This window comes from Methanomassiliicoccus sp. (assembly GCA_012719175.1).
Lineage (GTDB): Archaea > Thermoplasmatota > Thermoplasmata > Methanomassiliicoccales > Methanomassiliicoccaceae > UBA6.
Genome location: JAAYAX010000013.1, coordinates 130,969 through 151,586, shown reverse-complemented (window position 1 = coordinate 151,586; position 20,618 = coordinate 130,969). Strand labels below are relative to the sequence as shown.

At 54.8% G+C, this 20,618-nt stretch carries 18 protein-coding genes and 1 pseudogene; 11 read left to right on the top strand and 8 right to left on the bottom strand.

Annotated elements, in window-relative coordinates; all coding sequences use genetic code 11:
* Positions 1-18 precede the first annotated feature (18 nt).
* The 3 genes from GXX95_10175 (at position 19) to GXX95_10165 (ending at position 3,744) form a co-directional block, all read left to right on the top strand.
* Entirely contained in the window at positions 19-1,449 is a 1,431-nt protein-coding gene (locus GXX95_10175) for a hypothetical protein (protein NLT38505.1), read from the top strand.
* Positions 1,450-1,623: 174 nt separating this feature from the next.
* On the top strand, positions 1,624-1,914 hold the full coding sequence (locus GXX95_10170) for a GYD domain-containing protein (protein NLT38504.1): 291 nt from the start codon (positions 1,624-1,626) through the stop codon (positions 1,912-1,914).
* 381 nt (positions 1,915-2,295) lie between these two features.
* Complete coding sequence (locus GXX95_10165) at positions 2,296-3,744, top strand: homospermidine synthase (GenBank protein NLT38503.1); 1,449 nt, start codon at positions 2,296-2,298, stop codon at positions 3,742-3,744.
* Positions 3,745-3,807: 63 nt separating this feature from the next.
* Here the strand turns inward: GXX95_10165 and GXX95_10160 are convergent, their stop codons facing one another.
* Positions 3,808-4,290 carry a hypothetical protein gene (locus tag GXX95_10160; GenBank protein NLT38502.1) on the bottom strand — a complete coding sequence of 161 codons (483 nt, stop codon included), beginning with the start codon at positions 4,288-4,290 and terminating at the stop codon, positions 3,808-3,810.
* Between the two features lie 106 nt (positions 4,291-4,396).
* On the opposite strand from GXX95_10160, the gene GXX95_10155 reads away from it, so the two are divergent.
* Positions 4,397-4,987, top strand: a complete 591-nt coding sequence (locus GXX95_10155; GenBank protein ID NLT38501.1) for a DUF2284 domain-containing protein — start codon at positions 4,397-4,399, stop codon at positions 4,985-4,987.
* A gap of 104 nt (positions 4,988-5,091) precedes the next feature.
* Here GXX95_10155 and GXX95_10150 read toward each other — a convergent pair whose 3' ends face one another.
* The gene (locus tag GXX95_10150; GenBank protein ID NLT38500.1) at positions 5,092-5,346 is read right to left on the bottom strand and encodes a hypothetical protein; all 255 of its coding nucleotides are present in this window, start codon (positions 5,344-5,346) and stop codon (positions 5,092-5,094) included.
* Positions 5,347-5,594: 248 nt separating this feature from the next.
* Between GXX95_10150 and GXX95_10145 the strand changes: the two genes are divergently transcribed.
* Entirely contained in the window at positions 5,595-6,176 is a 582-nt protein-coding gene (locus GXX95_10145; protein NLT38499.1) for an NAD(P)-binding domain-containing protein, read from the top strand.
* Positions 6,177-6,295: 119 nt separating this feature from the next.
* Here GXX95_10145 and GXX95_10140 read toward each other — a convergent pair whose 3' ends face one another.
* Positions 6,296-8,062: a hypothetical protein gene (locus GXX95_10140; protein NLT38498.1), complete on the bottom strand. Its 1,767-nt coding sequence runs from the start codon at positions 8,060-8,062 to the stop codon at positions 6,296-6,298.
* A gap of 412 nt (positions 8,063-8,474) precedes the next feature.
* Between GXX95_10140 and heR the strand changes: the two genes are divergently transcribed.
* On the top strand, positions 8,475-9,251 hold the full coding sequence (gene heR / locus GXX95_10135; GenBank protein ID NLT38497.1) for a heliorhodopsin HeR: 777 nt from the start codon (positions 8,475-8,477) through the stop codon (positions 9,249-9,251).
* A 205-nt stretch (positions 9,252-9,456) separates the two neighbouring features.
* Here the strand turns inward: heR and GXX95_10130 are convergent.
* The 5 genes and pseudogenes from GXX95_10130 to GXX95_10110 form a co-directional block, all read right to left on the bottom strand.
* Positions 9,457-10,443, bottom strand: a pseudogene (locus GXX95_10130) (DUF1722 domain-containing protein).
* 3 nt (positions 10,444-10,446) lie between these two features.
* Entirely contained in the window at positions 10,447-10,995 is a 549-nt protein-coding gene (locus GXX95_10125) for a heme-binding protein (GenBank protein ID NLT38496.1), read from the bottom strand.
* A gap of 171 nt (positions 10,996-11,166) precedes the next feature.
* Complete coding sequence (locus GXX95_10120; GenBank protein ID NLT38495.1) at positions 11,167-12,072, bottom strand: polyphosphate kinase 2 family protein; 906 nt, start codon at positions 12,070-12,072, stop codon at positions 11,167-11,169.
* Positions 12,073-12,193: 121 nt separating this feature from the next.
* Positions 12,194-13,033 (bottom strand): hypothetical protein, encoded by an 840-nt coding sequence (locus tag GXX95_10115; GenBank protein ID NLT38494.1) that lies wholly within the window; start codon positions 13,031-13,033, stop codon positions 12,194-12,196.
* Between the two features lie 396 nt (positions 13,034-13,429).
* On the bottom strand, positions 13,430-16,360 hold the full coding sequence (locus tag GXX95_10110) for an MMPL family transporter (protein ID NLT38493.1): 2,931 nt from the start codon (positions 16,358-16,360) through the stop codon (positions 13,430-13,432).
* Positions 16,361-16,460: 100 nt separating this feature from the next.
* On the opposite strand from GXX95_10110, the gene GXX95_10105 reads away from it, so the two are divergent.
* The 5 genes from GXX95_10105 to GXX95_10085 all read left to right on the top strand — a co-directional run bounded on the left by GXX95_10105 (position 16,461) and on the right by GXX95_10085 (position 20,563).
* Positions 16,461-17,252 carry a TrmB family transcriptional regulator gene (locus GXX95_10105; GenBank protein NLT38492.1) on the top strand — a complete coding sequence of 264 codons (792 nt, stop codon included), beginning with the start codon at positions 16,461-16,463 and terminating at the stop codon, positions 17,250-17,252.
* A 205-nt stretch (positions 17,253-17,457) separates the two neighbouring features.
* Entirely contained in the window at positions 17,458-17,628 is a 171-nt protein-coding gene (locus GXX95_10100) for a hypothetical protein (protein NLT38491.1), read from the top strand.
* 422 nt (positions 17,629-18,050) lie between these two features.
* Entirely contained in the window at positions 18,051-18,281 is a 231-nt protein-coding gene (locus tag GXX95_10095) for a hypothetical protein (protein ID NLT38490.1), read from the top strand.
* A 276-nt stretch (positions 18,282-18,557) separates the two neighbouring features.
* A complete protein-coding gene (locus GXX95_10090) occupies positions 18,558-20,273 on the top strand; it encodes a hypothetical protein (protein ID NLT38489.1) in 1,716 nt (571 codons plus the stop codon).
* Positions 20,274-20,413: 140 nt separating this feature from the next.
* Entirely contained in the window at positions 20,414-20,563 is a 150-nt protein-coding gene (locus GXX95_10085; protein NLT38488.1) for a hypothetical protein, read from the top strand.
* The last annotated feature ends 55 nt before the right edge of the window (positions 20,564-20,618 follow it).

Genomic DNA, 20,618 nt, shown 5'->3' with positions numbered 1-20,618 from the left:
GAGGCCCATATCGGGGACATGAAGCGGGTCGCGCTTATCGTCGAGGGGTTCCAGAGGTCCATGCCTGGGCAGGCGGAGCAGCTGCTGAAGTGGTATTGGGGAGCGGTCTCGGGCATGAGGGACATCCTGAGGAGGGACTACGGATACTCCCCGGAGAACACCATCCTCATGTTCCAAGATATGAACGCCGGGCCGGACATATCAATGCTGTCCACCAAGGTGAACGTGGAGAAGGAGCTGTCCCGTCTGGCATCCACCCTGGAGGAGGACGACGAGCTGTTCTGCTTCTTCGTGGACCATGGACACTTCGATGGATCCTCCTCCCACTTCCAGCTCCAGGACGGCACCATCACCGACACCAGGATGAACGAGCTGGCCGGAAAGATAAGGGCCAGATCGCAGGTTTGGGTGTTCACCCAGTGCCAGAGCGGAGGTTTCGCCGAGAAGATGGGCGCTCCAGGGAGGATCGTCATGTCCTCGACCATGCGCAGCGAGAACAACCGCGAGGCGTTTGCGGAACCATGCAGGGACGCCCTCGCCTGGCCCGCGGGAAAGGAGGCACCCCCGTCAGTGGTCCAAAGCTACGAGGCCGCGCTAGAGAACGTATGGCGCATATTCAGAGAGGGGCAGAGGAGAGGGGAGCCTTTGCAGGAGCACTGCCTATTGAACGTGGGCTCGAAGGCAGAGTACGGTAAACACTTCAAGCTATCCAGCATAAATGGGGCCATCGCCGTTCCCGGGCAGGAGTTCCACATCCGGTTCCCGGTGGTGAGCGCTGACAACCCTCAGATTAAGGAGGGGACGACCATCCTCGTGAGGTACGAGATCCTCAATCCCACTCCCCGCGAGATACGCTTCGGTCCGGCCGGGGTCTTCGTGGCGTGCCGCGGACCGGGGGACGAGAACAGGGACTTCGGACACGTCCCCAACCTGGCGATATCTCCCCGCGCGAGCTTCCTGTTCGAAGCACGGACGAAGCTCGACAAGACCGGACAGTGGTCCTTCTGGCCGGCCTTCCAGAAGGACGGGAGATGGGGCCCGAAGTTATTCGAGACCAGGGTCCCGGTGCCCGTCTCCCTCCCCCTCAGCGACGCATATCAGCGAAAGCTCGGTGACCGGAAGAACCTGTCCTCTGTGAGCTCGGGCGGCCGAACCCTATCACTCAACGCGTACTGGCCTTACCATACGGAAAGAAGGCCGAGAGCAGGTGATGAGATTACCTTCATGCTCCTCGGGGTCGAAGGGATGAAGGGTGGTTATCTAACGATGACCGGCCCTGGGAAGGGGTTGAGGGTTGAGCTGAGGCCCTATGCGGTCGCGGGCATAGGAACCGCCCTGGAGGGAACGACAAGCCCTCTGACCGCAGGGGATTGGAACCTGGACGCTTTTGCGGACTCTGGAAGGGGGATGACCGGTGCGGGCATCAAGACCCAGTTGACAGTGGGCTGAACTTCCTGGCGGGTAATATCTCAGGAACGTTCGAATGAACGCCCATCGAGGTTCAGCCGGTCGCAGACCTCCTGACCAGAGAGTGTGACGGGACGATCCGCCGATGCTTCAAAGGTCCTGAGCGATACAAACCAAGTTAATTATCCCACATGTGGCACTTTTTATCTCCTGGTGATGACCACGCCCGAATACGTCATACTGTCGCGGTTGACGGCCGATGGCCGTAAGACCCTGAGGAGCAACCCGGAACGACTGCTGGAGGTAAACGAGGAGATCGATGCCATGGGAGCTAAGGTGATGAGGCAATACGCTCTCCTCGGGAAGTACGATTTCCTGACCATCCTGGAGGCGCCCAACAACGAGACGGTGGCAAAGCTGATGGTCGAGCTAGGGGCCAGGGGGAGCTTGGAGACCGTAACCTTCGCCGCCATGAACGTGGATGACTTCCTGGCATCACTGAAGTAGGCGCCTGCAGGAATAAAGTGTGTGAGTGATCAACGCTCTCCAGCACAACGATGAGCGATCGGACCGCCTCGGCGGTGTCACCTTCAGGTCTCACTCAGCGTACCCCTGCCTATGCCCGGTCGGAGGCGATCACCTTGGAGATGATGAACCATCCACGCTCTGAAGGTTCGTTATTTAGATGTGATGGATGGACAACGGGGCGCAAGAGCATGGGGATGGCCATCTGGTGGCATGCCAACGTTCCGGCGCGGATCAAAGTCAGCATATAGGTGATCATAATCACGTTAACATGTCCAGGATGTATTCATTTTGCGATCGAACGAAACTTTTTTTATGAGTATTCGGTTCCGACCTCATCGAGGTCAAAGAGGATCCTTCTAGATGATAAGGTTCGACGGCAAGGTTCTGATCATTGGCTACGGATCGGTAGCGCGGTGTACCCTCCCCATTCTTCTGGAGCACATCCAGATTCCACATGAGAACATAACCATAATCGACTTTGAGGACAAGAGGGCCGCTTTGAAGAAATGGACGGACAGAGGCATCACGTTCCTCCAGAAGCGGATAACACCGGAGAACATAGATGATGTCCTTTCGGAGCACCTGTCGCCTGGATGTCTCCTGATTGACCTGTCGTGGAACATCGATGCTAGCACCATAATCAAGTGGTGCCATGACACCGAGGTGCTGTACATCAATACCTCGGTGGAGATATGGGACTCCCTAGCGGAGATCGAATCCAAGGACCCGGTGGAGAAATCGCTGTACCATCGGCAGCTGGGACTCCGGGAATTGGCCAAGGACTGGGAGGGGGGAACCACCGCGATCGTGGACCACGGAGCCAATCCCGGCCTCATCACTCATTTTGTGAAGCAGGCCCTCGCCGATATCTCCGAGAGGATGATAGCTGATAAGAAGGTCAGCATGGAGGAGGCTACGCATCTGAGGGAACTGGTGGGGAGCCGCCGCTTCGCGGAGCTGGCCATGTTCCTGAACATCAAGGTCATCCATTGCTCCGAAAGGGATACCCAGATTACCAGCAACCCTAAGAAGGTGGGAGAGTTCGTGGGCACGTGGAGCATCGAAGGTCTGAGGGAGGAGGGTACGGCCCCTGCAGAGCTGGGCTGGGGAACTCACGAGAGAATATTGCCGCCCCTGGCCTTTGTACCATCTTTCGGTCCCAAGAACCAGATCATGCTCGCGCAGATGGGGATGAACACCTGGGTAAGGTCCTGGGTCCCAGACTGCGAGATCGTGGGAATGGCCATAAGGCACGGGGAGGCCTTCGGCCTATCGGACGCGCTCACCGTCTGGAACGATGGCACGCCTGTCTACCGGCCTACCGTACATTATGCCTACATGCCCTGCGATGACACTATGGTGTCGCTGCACGAGCTGCGGTGCAGGAACTATGAGATGCAGCCTAAGCTGAGGATCCTTGAGGACGAGGAGATCGTGAGCGGAGCGGACATACTCGGCGCCCTGCTGATGGGCCATGAGTATGGGTCCTGGTGGTGCGGCAGCATTCTCACCGTGGACGAGGCCAGGAGGCTCGCGCCAGGGCAGAACGCCACCACTGTTCAGGTGGCCTTGGGCGTGGTATCCGCGTTGATGTGGATGATCGAGAACCCCCGGGAGGGATTATGCACACCAGAGGACCTTCCCCATGACTACGTCCTGAGGATATCCATGCCATACCTTGGAAGGTTCATATCCGCGCCGTCGGACTGGAACCCCTTGAAGAACCGGAAGGTGTACTTCAAGGAGAATCCCGCCAACCATCATGATGATGATATGTGGCAGTTCAGCAATTTCCTCTTCGTCCCCTGAACCTACCGCTTGAAGGTCCGATCGGGGATGATCTTTAAAGCGGAGGGATGAAACGGCTCATTGTCAATCCACGATGAACTCCACGTCGTTGGCCTTCTTCTTACCGGCCAATGTACGCGATATCATGCCTGCCTCCATCCAACCAGCGCTCATCACACCGGCGGGAACCAGGCAGTTGGCGGACATCCCGCAGTCACAATAACGGTTAACGATCTTACTTGCCTTCTTGTCCGTGAGGTCCATGATGGTTAACCTCTCAACGCCCTGAGAGAACTCCTTCACATTGATGCAGTCGGTTTCGATAGTGCATCTGAAGTCCCCCTCCTCCGTACTGTCCACGGTTATGTGATGGGTCTTGCCACAGAGCCTCATGTTGACCTTGACCTTCGCTGTTATCTTACCATCTCCCCTAGTGCAATTTGAACGCCGTCCAAGAGCCCGGAGGAGCGATAAAAAGTCTTCACCTAACCACCACACTGATGCGTCACCATTACCGCAGGCAAGTCCAAAGGAGATACTATCGTTCGACATGCCCGGAGCGAACATGCAGGGTCCTACCGCATAAGGTCACATCGAACGATGACCGGACTTCCTATATGGATCTCTGAACGCTCGCTTTAAGAATTGTCGAGGTCATCCCCGGATGGATAAGATGGCCGAACCGAACATCGAGAACGAGCTGGAGAAGATGGCGAGGGAGAGCGGTGCCAACGCCTTCGTGCGCATGGACACATCGCAGGTCGTTACAGCCCACTGGGTGCGGCTCCGGTGTCAGTTCGGGTGCAAGTATTATGGCACGCGGTTGACCTGCCCACCATACAGCCCCACACCGGAGGATACCCGAAAGGTCCTGGACGAGTACAGGACCGCATACCTCATCCGTTACGAGGGCTTCCTGGACTGTGAAACCTATCCGCCTCAGAACCTTCACGGTGCCATCAAGAAGATGAGCGTGAAGGCCTGTGACGCAGGTTTCGACATGGAGAGGCACGCGTTCCTATCTGGCTATTATAAGGCATATCTATACGGGGCCCATCGGTGCTACCGGTGCGAGAAATGCGTCCTAGAGGATGGCCAGTCCAAGTGCAGGTTCCCCGTGAAGGCGAGGCCATCGCTGGAGGCGGCGGGGATAGACGTGTTCGCCACCGCGAAGAATGCGGGGATACCGACGAGGGTCATTCAGGACAAGAACGTGACATCACCAGAGCAGCTTCCTACGTTCATGTTGCTCCTGCTCGAATGACGTTAGGAGAGGGTCACCAGAGGAGGCCGCGTTTTTAGTGGCCAAGACCCCATCGTATCACCTTAAGATGGCTGGTCTGGGATAAAGGGAGGCCGGATCGCCGCTCATGCCCCTCTCTCGTCCAGCTCTCTCAGCCTATTCAGGGCGGCCTCAGGACCCACGAACAGCTCCTCGTCCACGATCAGGACCGGAAGGGCCTTCCTGACCGCATGGTAGGCGCTGTAATAGGCCACAAGGTTCTCGTTCTCCTTGAGGGTGCAATCGTAATAGTGGACCTTGTCGACGAACTGGGACGGCATCTTCTTTTTCACTAGATCACAGAATTTGCAGCCCGGACTGGTGAACATTATCATTTCCATGGTCTCACTCAGAATGTGCTACGGGGGAAATGCTGGATGTCCATATACTTTATGTCAGGAACTGAGAAATAGCGCGAAAAGTCGACGTACTTCCGACGTCAGCGTCACCAAGCTTCCTGAGGTGCGTAAGGGTCCATCATGGGCTTCAGGGCTCTGACCTCCTGGTCTAAAGGATAGAGGCCCGCACCCCTGGGTATCAAGTTCTATATCCCACGAACATCATGCCAGGGACGAAACGGCGGATTTTTATGAAGATCGCGATGATCGGGAAAGGCCATGTGGGAACAGCCCTTGGCGCCGGTTTAACAAGAGCGGGCCATGATGTCAAATATGGCCATAGGGCTCCTAACGCCAGGCCTCAGAAGGTTGCGGAGTGGGGCGAGCTGGTGATAATGGCCGTGCCCTATAACCAACTGGGCAACGTCACCATGGAGCTAAAGGACGTGGTGGACGATAAGGTTGTCATCGACGTGACCAACTGCCTGGACCCCCATGGAGATCTGGCCATCGGCTTCAGCACCTCGGGGGCGGAGCAGATCCAGAAAGCGCTTCCCCTGGCCAAGGTGGTGAAGGCCTTTAACACGGTGTTCGCACAGAACCAGAGCACAGGCCGCATAGGAGATGCCACGCTCGCAGCGTTCGTGGCGGGTGACGATGCCGAGGCCAAGCAGACGGTCATGTCCCTGGCAGGTGAGATCGGGTTCGAGCCCGTGGACTGTGGCCCGCTCACATCAGCAAGGTTCCTGGAGCCCATGGGGATGCAGCTGATCAAGCTGGGCTACGGCATGCAGATGGGGCTTTCGATCGGGTACTGCCTGGCCCGAGAATGATGCTCGTGCCGGCGGTCATCTGTCCTTGAAGGGTGTCGAGGACTTTCGGTAGCACCATGCTTGCTGCAGGGCAGATCCCCTATGGCCGATGGCGGTCAGATGCACGCAGCCTCGCCCCCCTAACCTTTCCTTTTCCTCGTACCGATGAAGACCAGACCTCCCACTATCGCTACTCCCACAACGCCGACCACTGCTAGCATGGTAAGATCATTTTTCAAGGGGGGATCTTCCAGGTTAGTGCCACTGCCTACAGTGAACTCGGCCTCGTTGATAAGGACGTTTCCAGAGGAATCCCTCGCTTTCACCATCAGCGTGTGCTCCCCATCCTCAAGCCCGCTCAACAACACCGAGGTGGCATTGGCATCGATCCCCACGTAGTCACCGCCGTCCAGAGAGTACTCCAACTGGACTATCGGTGCTGTGGAGGTCACGGTGAACCTGATGGTGATGTTGCCGTCATCGGAGTTAGCCCCAGAGTTCTGGAAGACCACTCCCGGGACACCGTCAACTATGCTGATGGTGGTCTTCTTGATGGGCTCGCTGTTGCCGGTCTTGTCGACGGCAAAGTATTCCACCAGGTGCTCCCCGTCGATGGTCAGACCCACCACTCCCGTGTAATTGGTCCACTCTGAACCGTCCACCCGGTACGATGTATGGTCTATCCCGGACGCGGCATCCGTGCTGTTCAACGTGAACGTGGCGGAACCGGAGTAAGCACCGTTCTGGAGGTCTCCGCTGATGTCGATCGTGCTCTCCGGGGGCGTACCGTCGAGGACCGTCCAGCTATCCGCGATCCCGCGCCAGGACTCCGATCCGCCGTTGATGTCATATCCTTTGGTGAAGAACTCGTAGGTGCCGTCCTGGATTGCATTGAACGTTATGGGGCTGGATGTGAACTTCCCCTGGGGGTTCTGCACGTTCGCATACTTTGTCCACTGGTCTGTTCCGACGATGCGGTAGTACAGGTCCACATACTGGAACTTGGCGATCTCGGGATCGTTGTGGCTCCAGGGGATCGTGAAGTTCTTTACCTGCTCATAGACGGGCAGGGGGTCGACATGGGTCATCAACGGCACATCGTCGCTGGGCCCGGTCCCAGTGACCACCACATCATCGATGAAGACGCCCTCCTTCATGCCCGTGGAACCCTGTGGGCTGGTCCGGACGCCGTAGGCGGCGAAGGCATCTGCTCTGTCCCCGCCTTCGGGCGGAACCGTTCCTGAAACGAACTCGAAGCCCACCCAGGTAGCGACATTAGGTATGGTTACGGTCTGTTCTAACCACGTCTTGGCCGAGGCCTGCTCGTAGGTGTTGGTCCACAGGACGTGCTTCGACAGCACGCCGTTGTTGGTGGTGTAGTAGATGACATTGAGGAAATCGTAGCCAACGTAGCTACCGCCGTCAGGCTGCCTCGCGTCCGAGTGACCGGTGTCCGAGTAGAACCAGAAGGTCATGGTGATCGCATCATAGTAGCTGGCGCCCACCAGCTCCCGGCGCATGATGGAATCCATGTCGGTGTCATAACGAAGCACCAGCTTGGAAGGGTCGGCCGGGGCTTGAAGGGAGGTGATGTTACCGTTATAGGGGCGCAGCCCTGTGCTATTGATGTAGTGAGTATTGTAGCCCTGACGTGCACACCAGGCCGAATGAGTGCCGCCGTGCGCCTCGTGCATGTTGCGGCACCAGACATCATAGCTGGAATCAAGGTTCTGGTCGCTCTTATGCCACCGATAGTGCCACTCCTCGAATGTAGGCTCCTCCACTTCTTCAGTAAAGAACACGTATTCCCCGTCCGTCGCAGCCGATGTGTTCATCGGCACCACGGACATGATCATGAGAAAACCCAGCATCAGGGCGGATATGACCATTAACCTCTCACATCTCATCTTGAACACCCTTCCACAAAAAGCCCATTCTCAAATAACTTACGGTCTTGATGCAAGCTCCATGGGCACTGGTAGGATTTATAATGAACGATTGTTTAGATGCCTATGGAGATTACGAACCGTACTGATGTGTTAGCCAGGCCATTGCCAAAGTTCTCATACAGCCCGCTACACCTTCTCTACATTCATAATCAATAATCGTCGAGAACGATGTTCTGGGGTTACTTCGACCTGGTGAAAGAACAAAGCTCACGTAATGACTAACAATAGAGCATAAATCGGCAAGGATACTGATATATAGAACGTGAAAATATTCCATTAAGCCTTCCATAAGGCTGTCCTGCCAGTCCATCCTATGAATATATTATGAAAAATGATAATATTTTATATCGAGAACAGATACATAACAAACATGGAATCGACTGAGGAGGTCAAGCTCCGGAACCTAAGACGGTTCAACGCCGTGATGGCAGCAGTACATTTCTTGCAAGGTATTCTGATATTGGTCCTGTCGAACAACGTAACGTTGCCCATCAAGACCTATTATCTCAACTTTGACACCGTCACGCAGTCGTTGGTACCTACAGCTCAAACCCTCTATGATCTGCCGATCGCGCCAATGATCGCCCTGTTCTTCTTCATCTGCGCCACGGACCACTTCCTCCTGGCCGGACCCTTGAGGAAGTGGTACGAGGAGAACCTGAGGAACCACATCAACAAGGCCCGCTGGTACGAGTACGCTCTCAGCGCATCTGTGATGATCGTGGTCGTGGCCATGCTCGTGGGCATCTACGAGGTCGTGGCACTGATGGGTGTGTTCGCTCTAACCGCTGTCATGAACCTGTTCGGGCTGACCATGGAGCAGTACAACCAGAAGTCTGAGAAGGTCAACTGGACATCGTTCATCTTCGGCTCCTTCGCCGGCATCGTTCCCTGGATAGGAATCGCGATATACCTGGCGGGGGCAGGATCGTCCTCTGGTGGAAGTGTCCCGGACTTTGTCTACTGGATCTTCGTCAGCATCGGTGTGTTCTTCTTCAGCTTCGCCATCAATATGGTGCTTCAGTATAAGCGGGTAGGGAAATGGAAGGACTACCTCTACGGCGAGAAAGTTTACATCATCCTCAGCCTGGTGGCCAAGAGCCTTCTGGCATGGCAGGTGTTCGCCGGTACTCTGAGGCCGCTGTGAGGGTCGGAAATCAGCTGAAAAGAACAGCGGGTGAGAATTGACCGCACAGGAGGGGCGAGAGCGAGAGCATCCCCAACCGTATCGAGCCCCGTCCTGAAGGATCCCCCGGCAACGACCATCGCCGGGACCCCACACCTGCCGCCCTACAACGGGCGGCAGTATTTTTTTATTAAATCTCGGAGAAGAGACACGTATACAATCGCGTTCAGGACATCTCTCTCCAATCGCAGGAATCGGTGACACCTACCTCCAGAATGCCCTCGGGGAAAGGCTGGAAGAAGGTCTGGGCTGCCAGGTACTCATTGCCGAAACGGATGATGTATGACCGCATCAAGTTCAGGCAGACGCTGAGAGGTATCCTCGCGTCCTTGTACATCTGCAGGCTCTGCAGGAAGAACGCCTTCTCCGGAGGCCTCAAATGCGTGGAAAAGTAACCAAGGCAGTGCATGAGGACGTTGATGGGGCTGGTGCACCTCGGAGGTTTGGAGAGCGCGTCCCTAAGGTGCGATCGATAATCCTGCACCATATCCGTCGTTGACAGCCGGTTGCGGTTGGCGACGACATTACCGAGATACCTCAGCTCCTTTTGATTGTACATCATCAACAGGAACTTGTTACGGGTGTGGAAGTCCACAAGGTCAGCGATACCGCCGTCCCCGGTCAACTCCCGGAACCTTCTCAGGGTGAACGCACGAGTAAGGAAATGCTCCCCCAGCTTGATGTTGCGCAATCAAGCTTCATCCTCTACCGGGATGCCCTGCAGGCGCTCCCGAACCCTCTCCCCGAACATCCCCGCACCTCTCTCAGTGGGAGCGGCATTATCCTTGTCAGGGTAGATGCGAACGTCATATGCGCCGCAGGAAGGGGAGCGGCTCTTGAGTATGAACCCTTCCACCTCCCCCAGCTGATCGAGGAAGCCGTCTGTGAAGGAGATCATGGACGCGGTCACATCACGGCCGGTCGAGGGCTGGACGAGGTGACGTCCCCCTCCCCTGACAACGATCCTGATGGGGTCCCGGGGAACCCCCAGACCGATGCCCACCTCCGGGCACACCGGAACCAGGTCGACGTGGTCCTGGAGCCGGCGGACGAACTCAGAACCTATAGAGTCGCCATTGTAGCGGCAGTGATCGAGCTCGATGCAGCGGCTTATGCCGATGCGGGGACGGGGATAGGACAATGCTGTGGACATTCACTACCCGTCCTTGACGTTGTCTTCACCTCTCACCTCCACTCCCACTTCGTTGTGCCTCAGGAACCCCGGGGTGAACGGGCTGTTGTACCGCATCAGGAACGGCCTTCCTATCACGACCACCCCCTTCTCCTTCAGCACATTCAGGAGCGTACCTTCATTCTCCAAAACATCACGCAGATATGCCTTTCCACCGAATCGGATGGTGGCCACATAGCGGGCCGATATGGCGGAGAGCTTCACACGAGGATCAAGTGGCCTTGGTGCGTTCGCGATATCGGTCCCCGGCGGAAGGACGAACGAGAATCCCTCGGAATCACTTAGCACCGGAGCGGTCATCTCCAGCCTCTGCCCTGATGCGGGTGAGATCACTGGAGCGGTCATCGCTAGTTTTCCCTTGGCCTCGTTATTGCCCGTGATGTACCTGAACAGCAGGGAGAATGCAATGTCGTCATAGGAGCTTTGGACGGTGGCGAGGACCATAGGAGGATATTTGCGCATCTCCACGGTCCCCCAATTCCTCACCACCTTATACTCGATGCTCTCGGCCATATCCTTGTCATTGATCCATTGGCTCTTAAACTCAACTAAAACAACTTCACGGCCTCCGTCATATAGGAGTTAACTTACTCTTGCCGGGGGGCAGAGGTGGCACCATCAGGTGTGCCGGTGGTTATTTATTGAGTTTAAGACCCAGACCATATGGGTCGTGAGCTCTCATTTCTACATGAGCTTGAACCTCGCCTCCTCTAGATCCTTCATCTGTGCATCTGACATCTCAGGGTACTTCAATCCCAACTTCTTGATCTCTGAGGTGACGATAAGGGATGCCAGAACACGGGATAACCACTTCTGATCAGCTGGCAGCACGTACCATGGGACGTGCTCAGTGCTTGTTCTCTCGAGCACCTGACGGTACGCCTCCATATATTGGGTCCACTGGTCCCGCTCCTGGACATCATTGGGATTGAACTTCCACCTTTTCTGTGGCTCCTTTATCCTATCGAGCAGGCGGTCCCTTTGCTCTTCCTTGGATATGTTGAGGAAAAGCTTGATGATCATCGTCCCGCTCCTCTCCAGATGCCTCTCGAGGTCATTGATGCTTCGGAACCGCTCCTCCCAGAACTTCTCGTCCACCTTTTTATGCGGCAGTCGCTGGTTCTCTAAGAACTGTGGATGGACACGGACGACCAGCATCTCCTCGTAATATGAGCGGTTGAAAATACCTATCTTCCCTTTCTCAGGAAGTACCTTGACACATCTCCAGAGGAAGTCATGTCCGGCCTCCTCGGCCGTTGGGGTCTTGAACGAGGTCACCTGACAGCCCTGGGGGTTTACGCCCGCCATGACATGCTTGATTAGACCGTCCTTACCTGCAGCGTCCATCCCCTGAAGGATGATCAGGAGGGCGAAGCGGCCGTCAGCCCACAGCACCTCCTGCATCTTAACGAGTTCCTTCTGGCTTCTAGCAAGGAGCTCGTCGGCGTTGTCCTTGGATAGCTGGAGGCCGTTGAAGGAATATCTTTCTGAATCATCCCAGCAGGTCGGATAGTCACCGAGGTCCACCTTTTTTCCTGGCTCAACCCTCACCTTTTTGACCAGATCCTCAACATTGTTCCTTTCTCCCATCGATTCACCAGCGGTGGAAACAGTTGTGAATAGAAATAATTGCTAGTGGACGGTCGCCCGCCAAGAAATACGGTATCTTGTATCGTAAAATAAAAAAAGATTGAAGAGTAGGCCGAATGGCCTAGTTCATCTCCTTGGTCATCCTCTTCGTCAGCATGTATGCCACGGGCACCAGCATAAGCGCTAGGGCGATGGCGAAGGCCCAGGAGACATTGCCCACGATGCTCGTTACACCTGGGAACGTGGCGAAGATCGCCCCCGCACCGATTATCAGGAACACCGAGTACAAGATGAACTTCGCATATCCCGCGACCGCCTTGAACTCGCTGTGGTCCTCTATAATAGACTTTATCAGAACATCGGTCAGCGAGATGCCTGCTCCGATGATGACGAAGCCCAGTATCAGGGGGTACACAGTGCTGCCCGATAGGAGCATGGTGTCGAGAGCCAGGAGAAGGATGAAAGCGATCAGGCCGATGAACAGAAGGTTCTTCAGCATATCCGCGATCTCAACCTTCTCTGGGGGGAACATAGGCCTGATCATCTTCCCGATGAAAGAGGCCAGGAAATCAACCAGGACCGCTCCCAGTATGATTATGAGCAGACCCGCCAGTAACCTGGGGAGGTATGCCGCTATTTCCTGCAGGTAGAATCCAAGTGTTCCTCCTACGTTCAGTATCTCGATGGCGAAGATTATCGAGATTATGATGATGAATGCCTTGACGAACATCCCTATCACGTTAGATAGGTCCAATCCTGCTGAGCGGAACGTCCTACCAACGGAACTCTGGTCAAAGCTCTTCTCCAAACCGATCCTTTCTACGAGATGATTGACGGCCTTTCCGACCAGCGATCCAAAGATATAGCCGAGCGCAATAACGATTATTGCACCCAATATCGCCGGTATCGCGGTGATTATGTCTCCAACCATATCGTTCAACACTTGCACTAGATCAACCATTGTTCACCACTTCCTGGTTTACGTAATGCAATACTTGGTATTCAATATGATATAATATTTTTCGATAAAATGAGTAAGCTGACGAAAAAAAACGTCCTGTTCGTAATAACATTGATGGAGAGCTCTTAATTCTTCTAATTTATTAATATGTTCCATAATTATCTCTGCGCTTCGATCATCTCATAAGGATGCGATCAAGAAACATATAGAATCCCTATGGCCTGAGGGACGGGCGAATGACGCTCTTTCCAAACCGAGGATAATACTGGCTTTAGCTGCCTATTTGAGCTTCCATCGATCAGATCCCTTTGGCCCGAAAGCGGTAGAGAGTGAAGAAATGATATTGGAAAATATTGATGGGAAATTGTTTGGAGGGAGGTCGGGCCCTATACTCGCCTACTCCTCCCTGGAATCCTTCTTGGCCATCTTTTCCGCCCGACCTACCCGCTGAAGACGCCCAGGGGCCCACCATGCCCACTTTCCCATGAGCACTATGGCCGCGGGCACGATGTACGTCCGTACCACCATCGCATCCAGCAGGACGGCCAGGGCCAGGGCGAACCCGAACATCTGGAGCATCGTGTTACTGGAGAGCATGATCGATCCGAAGGCCCCCGCCATGATCAATGCCAGGGCGGTGATTATGCCGCCGGTCCAGTCGACGGCGTCCACGACCGCCTCCTTGATCTCCTTGCCCTTGTGGACCTCCTCCCTAATGCGGGTGAGGATGAACACGTTGTAGTCCATACCTATCCCCATGAGCATGACGAACAGGATCAAAGGTATGATCCATAATATCGGCAGGCCCAGCCACGTGCCGAACACCAGGGTAACGGCGGCAAAGGCCCAGGTGATGCTCATGGCGATGGAGACGATGGCGAAGATCGGGAGCAGGATCGAGCCCAGGACTATCATCAGTACGATGAAGATCCCGACGATCACCAGTAATTCGATGTTGGTGAACTGCTCCGATGTACTGAGGCTCATATCATAGAGGGTCGCCGTCGATCCCCCCACCAGGATATCTGAGGACGATAGAGCGGGCAGGCCGGCCTTTGCATCGGCGAGTTGGTCCCTGAGAGTGGCCATGAAGTCCACGGCGCTAGCCTTCTGGGGCTGTTCCTTGAGGACCACTGTGAGCAGAACGCTCGTATTGTCGCTTCCCACGTTCTGCAGCATTGCCGCCTGTAGAGTGGCCTGGGTCTCAACGCTCAGAGCGCTCAAATTGCGATAATCGATCCATTCGCCATATGGGCGAGTGATGCCTGTGACCTGCTGTACCATGGGGTCGGCCACCATAGTGGCCGTTAGATTATCGACGGCGTCGAGATATTCATAATTGAAATTGCCGTCGTATACCACCGTGTCCCCGGTGATCACGACCTGTGTAGGCATGATCTTACCGGCACCGAAGTCATCGGTCATGGCATTCATTCCCTGTATGCTTTCAGGATCGCCCATGCTTCCGATAAAGTCGAAGCTGGTCTCCTGGGTCATGAAGATGTACGTGGAGGGTATGGAGATTAGTATGGCCACGATGATGACCGCCTTCGCATGCTTGACTGAGAAGGACGCTGCACTATGGAAGTAGCCGTGGTTTCCCGCCGCCTTCTTTTTCATCACCTTCTCTGAATAGTCCTTGAACCTCTTCCCATTGTTCGGCCAGAAGACACCGTTGCCGAGCAGCATGAGAAGCGCTGGAACGAAGGTTAGAGCGATGAGAAGGGCGACCACTATTGCCATTCCCAGCAGCAGGCCCATGGTCTGAACGAACGAGAACTGAGCTATGGCCATGGAGAAGAACGCGATTATGACAGTCGCTCCAGATGTGACGATGGACTCGCCTGCCCAGGTCACGGATGTATGAACAGCCTCCTTTCTCGCGGCACCCTTTATCCTCTCCTCCCGGTAGCGAGTGACGATGAAGATCGAGTAGTCCGTACCGACCCCCATGAGGATGGCGAACAACATGATGGTCACTGTATAGTTGATCTCAGCGATGGTAGAGCCAATGACGAACACCAACGCTTGGCTGATGCCGATGGCGATCCCTACCGCTCCGAGCGGAATGAACCACGCCAGGGCTGATCTGAACAAGATGCCCATGAGGACCAGGATGATGATGATGGTGATAGGTTCGATCATCATCAGGTCCTTCTCTGAGCTCGCCTGCATGTCCGAGGAGATGGCGGCGTCACCGGTCACGTAGGTGCTCAGATCAGATCCCGAGCTCTCCTTCACGGTGGCGATATTGTCGCGCAGAAGGTTGACATTCTCCAGCATCGGCTTTTCGCCATTATCCTCCGTATATTCTGCTCCCACATCAAAGGTGGTCATGAGCAGCATCGTCTTGTTGTTGGAGGATACGAAGTTGCTGACCAGCTGCTCTGGTATGGGTATGGGGTAGGTGGCCAATGTCCCGCTCTTGATGATGTTCTGGGCGTATTCGCGGACGTCTGCGGCCTCATAGATCGGCCCGAGATCATACACCTCTTGCAGGAAGGTCATGTTCGTGATCCCGGCCGCGGACCCTACGGTGTTAAGGGCGAACGAGCGGATGATGGTCTGATTGTTGAAAGTGGTGAGATCGAAACCATTCAGAACGGCCATCATGAGGGCCTTGGCCTGCTGATCGGGAAGGCTGTTGATCACCGTCGGGGCAACAGCGTTCACGGACGTGGTCGCCCTCGTTACGGGATTAGGTTCCACAGTATTATTCCATGCTCCTGCGAACGCGTCATAATAGCCGAAGGCGAGGGCCGTGGTGTTAGCATCCGCCTGGGACTGTCCAAGGTAGGAGGAAAGCGCCGTCCTGGTCGCTGTATACGCGGCGGCGTCAGAGCCCGATTCGCCCCAATTGCTCACATGCAGCCCCGGGATGCCCCACAGGAGGAAAGCGCTCATGTTCACGCTCTGTTCCGCAGGGCGCATGGCCGCTCCGAGCTGAGGTATGCCCTTCTCCAGCACCATGCTTTCGTAATAGGTGTAGATGCTGGACATATTCTGGTAATACTTCAGGTCCTGAGTATTGGCGATCGAATCCTGCAAATTCAGCACGAAGTCACGAGCGGAGACATCGGTGACATCATCTCCCTGGAGCAGGACCAGCAAAGTACCGTTGGCCACAGATGTTTGGAAATTCTCCTCGATTATCTTCTGGGCCTGGAGGGACTCGTACCCATCTCCGGTCCCGAAATCAGAATCATACTGGACCGCCTGGTCCACCGACAGGATGGCAGGGACCGACACCAGTAAGGCAACGAGCCAGAACACGATGATAAGCTTGTAACGCTTAGTTACAAAATCAGCGATCTTTTCGAATATCATTCTTTTACCTTTCCCAGGGGTTGAAGGATGTCAAACCTACCATTGTTAATAAGTTTGTTGTCATTAGTGCAGTGACATGATTTCAGTAATTGAGCACTTCATGAGGCTTGGTCTGAGCGAGTACGAGTCCCGGGCTTATGTCGCCACAGTGGCTCTGGGGGAGGGCACGGTCAAAGAGATAAGCGTGGAGAGCGGCGTGCCCCGTTCCCGAGCTTATGATGTGATGGAACGTCTTGCGGAGAGAGGTTTCGTCCAGGTCAGCAACTCCACGCCCATATGTTACCGTGCCAACGATCCCCTGATCGCATCCCAGAACCTGATGGAGGAGATCAAGCATGCCAACGACGAGATCGTGAAGGAGCTGAACGAGATCAATCGGAAGGCCGACAAGGTTGAGAACCCCGTGTGGACCTTGATGGGCCAGTACTCCATCCACCATAAGATATCGGAGCTCCTCAATACGGCGAAGGATAATATCATCTTCATATGCTTCAACAACCGCAACGTGATAAAGTACGCAAAACTGCTAGCGGACCGTTCGAAGGTTATCCCTGTCTCAGTCGTTCTGGTGCAAAAGGCGGAGAGCTTCGCGGGACACCTTGGTAAGGCAACGATCATGAGGCTGGTGCCAAAAGACCCTCCTGGGGAATGGGAGGGGGAGATGACCGATCAAGGGTTCGTCACCGGGGACAGCAGCTACTGCATCGAGCTGCTGCTACTGGTAGATAATGAGTCCACCCTTGTCCTTACTAAGGAGGAGGATGCCCACAGGGCCATCGTTATCACCGGCACGGTCATGAGCCTCCTGAGCAGGGAGACCGCCAAGATAATACTAGGTCTGTCAGAGGAAGTGGACGCCTCACCAAACAATACTAAAAAAAATTTTGGCTAGCGCCCCTTAGGTCAGAGCTCAACCTGGATATTTTTGGGGATGATGGAAAAAATGAACATCCTTCGCCCCAAGGACAGGTGGGTTAAAATCAAAGGGTAAGTATGGGTCGAGGGCATGAGCCTAACGACCCGCCATCTAAAGGCCATAGTATTCTCCACTTGCCTCTACAGCCTGCTGTTCTGGGTATACATTATGCATAAGGATAGTGTTCACGACCAGCGAGGTCGTGTACCCCTGCGATCAGTTCATTGACAGCATACCAGGGTTTACCTTCCTGAACCTGGGCATCTCTTCCTTCTTGCTGAGCTTCATCTGCCTCATCATCCATATGACGTTCTGGGGTGGGAACAAGATGCGGCATGAGGACGGCAAATGAGAGGAATACGTTCCACCGCTTTTTTCAAGATATACTCAATGACATCGTTCAGGTAAATGAATAGGTCATGCCGGCAAGGACGGTCACGAAGGATAACAATCATGGAACGAAGCAGTGGACATAAGATGAGATGATCTCCCTCATCGTTGAAAATAGGGTCATCGTCCCTTTTTAAAACACAGATCGATATGACGAGAACGCCCTTGCATGGAATGCATGCTGAGCTACCGGTAATAATGGTACGAACCCTTATTCTTGGGATCATGTACGATGATCTGGATGGTACCTCCATGGACGATCGGGCTGCCGTTCGTGGCCGATAATGGTGCATTATCATTACGAAGGATCGCGTATCATCTGTGCTTCTCTACATTATATTGTTGACAATAGTCTTGGTATCCGTGTTAGGGCCTGCGGTCCCCATGGCTGGACCAGGACGACATCGGTACACGGTCACGGAGATGGGTGATAACTGGGTGCTGACCTTTACCTACGGCCACTCGTATCATGCAGTCCTGGTAGGAATGCCGACCCTGTCCGCTAGCAGTGGCATAGGGGAATTCAGCATGAAGGTCCTGGCAATCGTCGTCGTGGTCGCCGTAGCGGCAGTGGGAGCACTTCACTTCCTCCTGTCCGGGCGCAGGAAGAAGTGAGCTAAACCCCTTTGATCTCCTTAACTCACTAATGCATCAGGGCAGCTTCCTTCGCAGAACATGCGAATGGTGAGAGGTCCCTCACTGTTATAATTAACAGCGACAATTATTATCTCTATCGATACCGGTTCCAAACAATATTATTATCAATTATCCTAATGTGGAAATAAAAACCCCTTTGAGCTAAAGACATAGCAAACTTTATGAGACACGATTGTTAATTCGACCGATGTGAGACCAACCATAGTCCGCTCGTTTTTCTCTTTGCTACTTTGCATGTCCTTGATAATCACCATGGTGCCCATGGGCGCGTCGGCATCTAGCCCCACGGAAACGTTCATCTCGGAAACCGCTGAAGAGGCGACCTACGACCTTTGGAACGTGCAGTGGGAAAGGTACGACGGCAACAAGGCCAATCTATCGACCGACAGTGATTATTGGTGCCGTACCATGCATGAGGTACACGGAGGGACCCATGCTGTTTATTGCGCTAAGATAGGGTACAATTCCCATTACACCAGAAGCGGTGCCCAGTGCCTTGACACCAACATCACCGCGAACACCAGCACCGATCAGAGCAACTGGGTGATGAGGTACGACACCGAACAGGACTCCATCATGCGCAAGGTGCTTAACGAGAACGTCAAGTACTATGGCACACTGACAATGACCTTCTGGTTCTACTCGGACACCGGCCAGTCGGATGCCAAGCAGCCGGGAACCAGCACTACCGTCGGCTATGACTTCCTGAACGCCATATACTACACGGGATCCACGGCGGCAGGCAACCTCACGAAGCATGTTCTGTGGAATGACACCTATCAGCAGGCGATCGCCAAGAGCTGGATCCAGGTAACGTTAGATCTGCCTAAGGACGCCACCATGGTGGGCTTCGAGTTCGTTTCCGGAACCGTGGCGCCCGTGGGAGGAGATGCCAGCAATGCATTCGCATCCGAGGGCATCACCATCGTCAACGGTGGCATGAAGGAGGGCGTATTCCTTGATGACATCAGCGTTGTCGGCTCGGACCCTCTGCCCACACTTCCCCTGGCCTCCGAGGTCTCCGACCTCCCAGCCTACGAGAACCGCAGCTTCCCGGTGAGCTACACGCACAACGACCCCCAGGTGGGGCTGAAGTGGATCACCCTGTGGTACCGCGTGGACGAGAGTGGTAGCTGGACGAAGTACACAACGTCCCTGAGGCCTGACGGGAAGTTCGTATCCAGCCCCATCGACTTCGTGGCTCCCTCCGACGGAAAGTACGAGTTCTACACGCGGGCCACCGACCAGCTCGATGTAGTGGAGGACGTCCCCAGCTCAGCTGACGCCTGGACGATCGTGGATAGTGTGGCCCCGATCAGCAGCATCACGCTCAACGGCACCAAGGACGGCGGATCCTTCAATGGAAACGTCATCTTCAGCCTGACGGCCACAGATGGCAGCTCGGGCGTGGGTAGCATCCACTACCGCCTTGACGGCGGCAGCTGGACTACATACAACGATGACGTCACCGTCATGACCGATGGCACGCACACCGTGGAGTTCTACGCCACCGACCTGGCCGGTAACAGCGAGAGCATCAAGAGCGAAGGTTTCACTCTCGGCGATGCCACACCAATAGTGGTGTTCTCTGAAAATGGTGTGACCTACCCAGATGGGAACGTGACCATCAACTTCACCACACCCTTCACGTCCTCCTCCATCACCAAGCTGGAGTACTCCCTGGACGGCGGCAGCTACACCGCCATCGATGCGACAAACACCTCGGTCACCTTTAGCGGCCTCTCCAATGGGACCCACCATCTGACCGTGCGCGCAACTGATTCCTCCGGTCAGACCGCCACTGGTACCACGAGCTTCAACGTGGCGTATGCGACGGAGAGCGATCCGCTGGGGGACATTCTGGGCAATCCCCTGGTACTGATGGGGATAGTGGCAGCGGCCATTGTCGCCATCGCTGGCGTGTTGGTCGTGTTCAAACGCAAGAAGTAATGTGGTCAGGGGACGAGCCCCGACCACATTTTTTTCTCATACCAGAGTATCTCTCCATGGGCCATACAGAACTGGGAGCAATGGCCGTTGATAAAAAAATCATTTAACCATGAACTCGATACTACTATGGAGGTTAATAAATGGCTGAGAAGAAGGGAAAGTACGAGTTCGACGACAAGCTGAAGGACGGAGCGAAGAAGGTCGGTGGAGAGATCAAGGAAGCTGGTGGTGAGCTGAAGAAGGATCTCTCTGAAGCTGGCGACAAGATCAAGAAGAAAATAAAGAAGTAAAGGCGATTTCTCTGTCGGCGAGCGAACGCCGACACGTTCTTTTTTCTTAAATCCT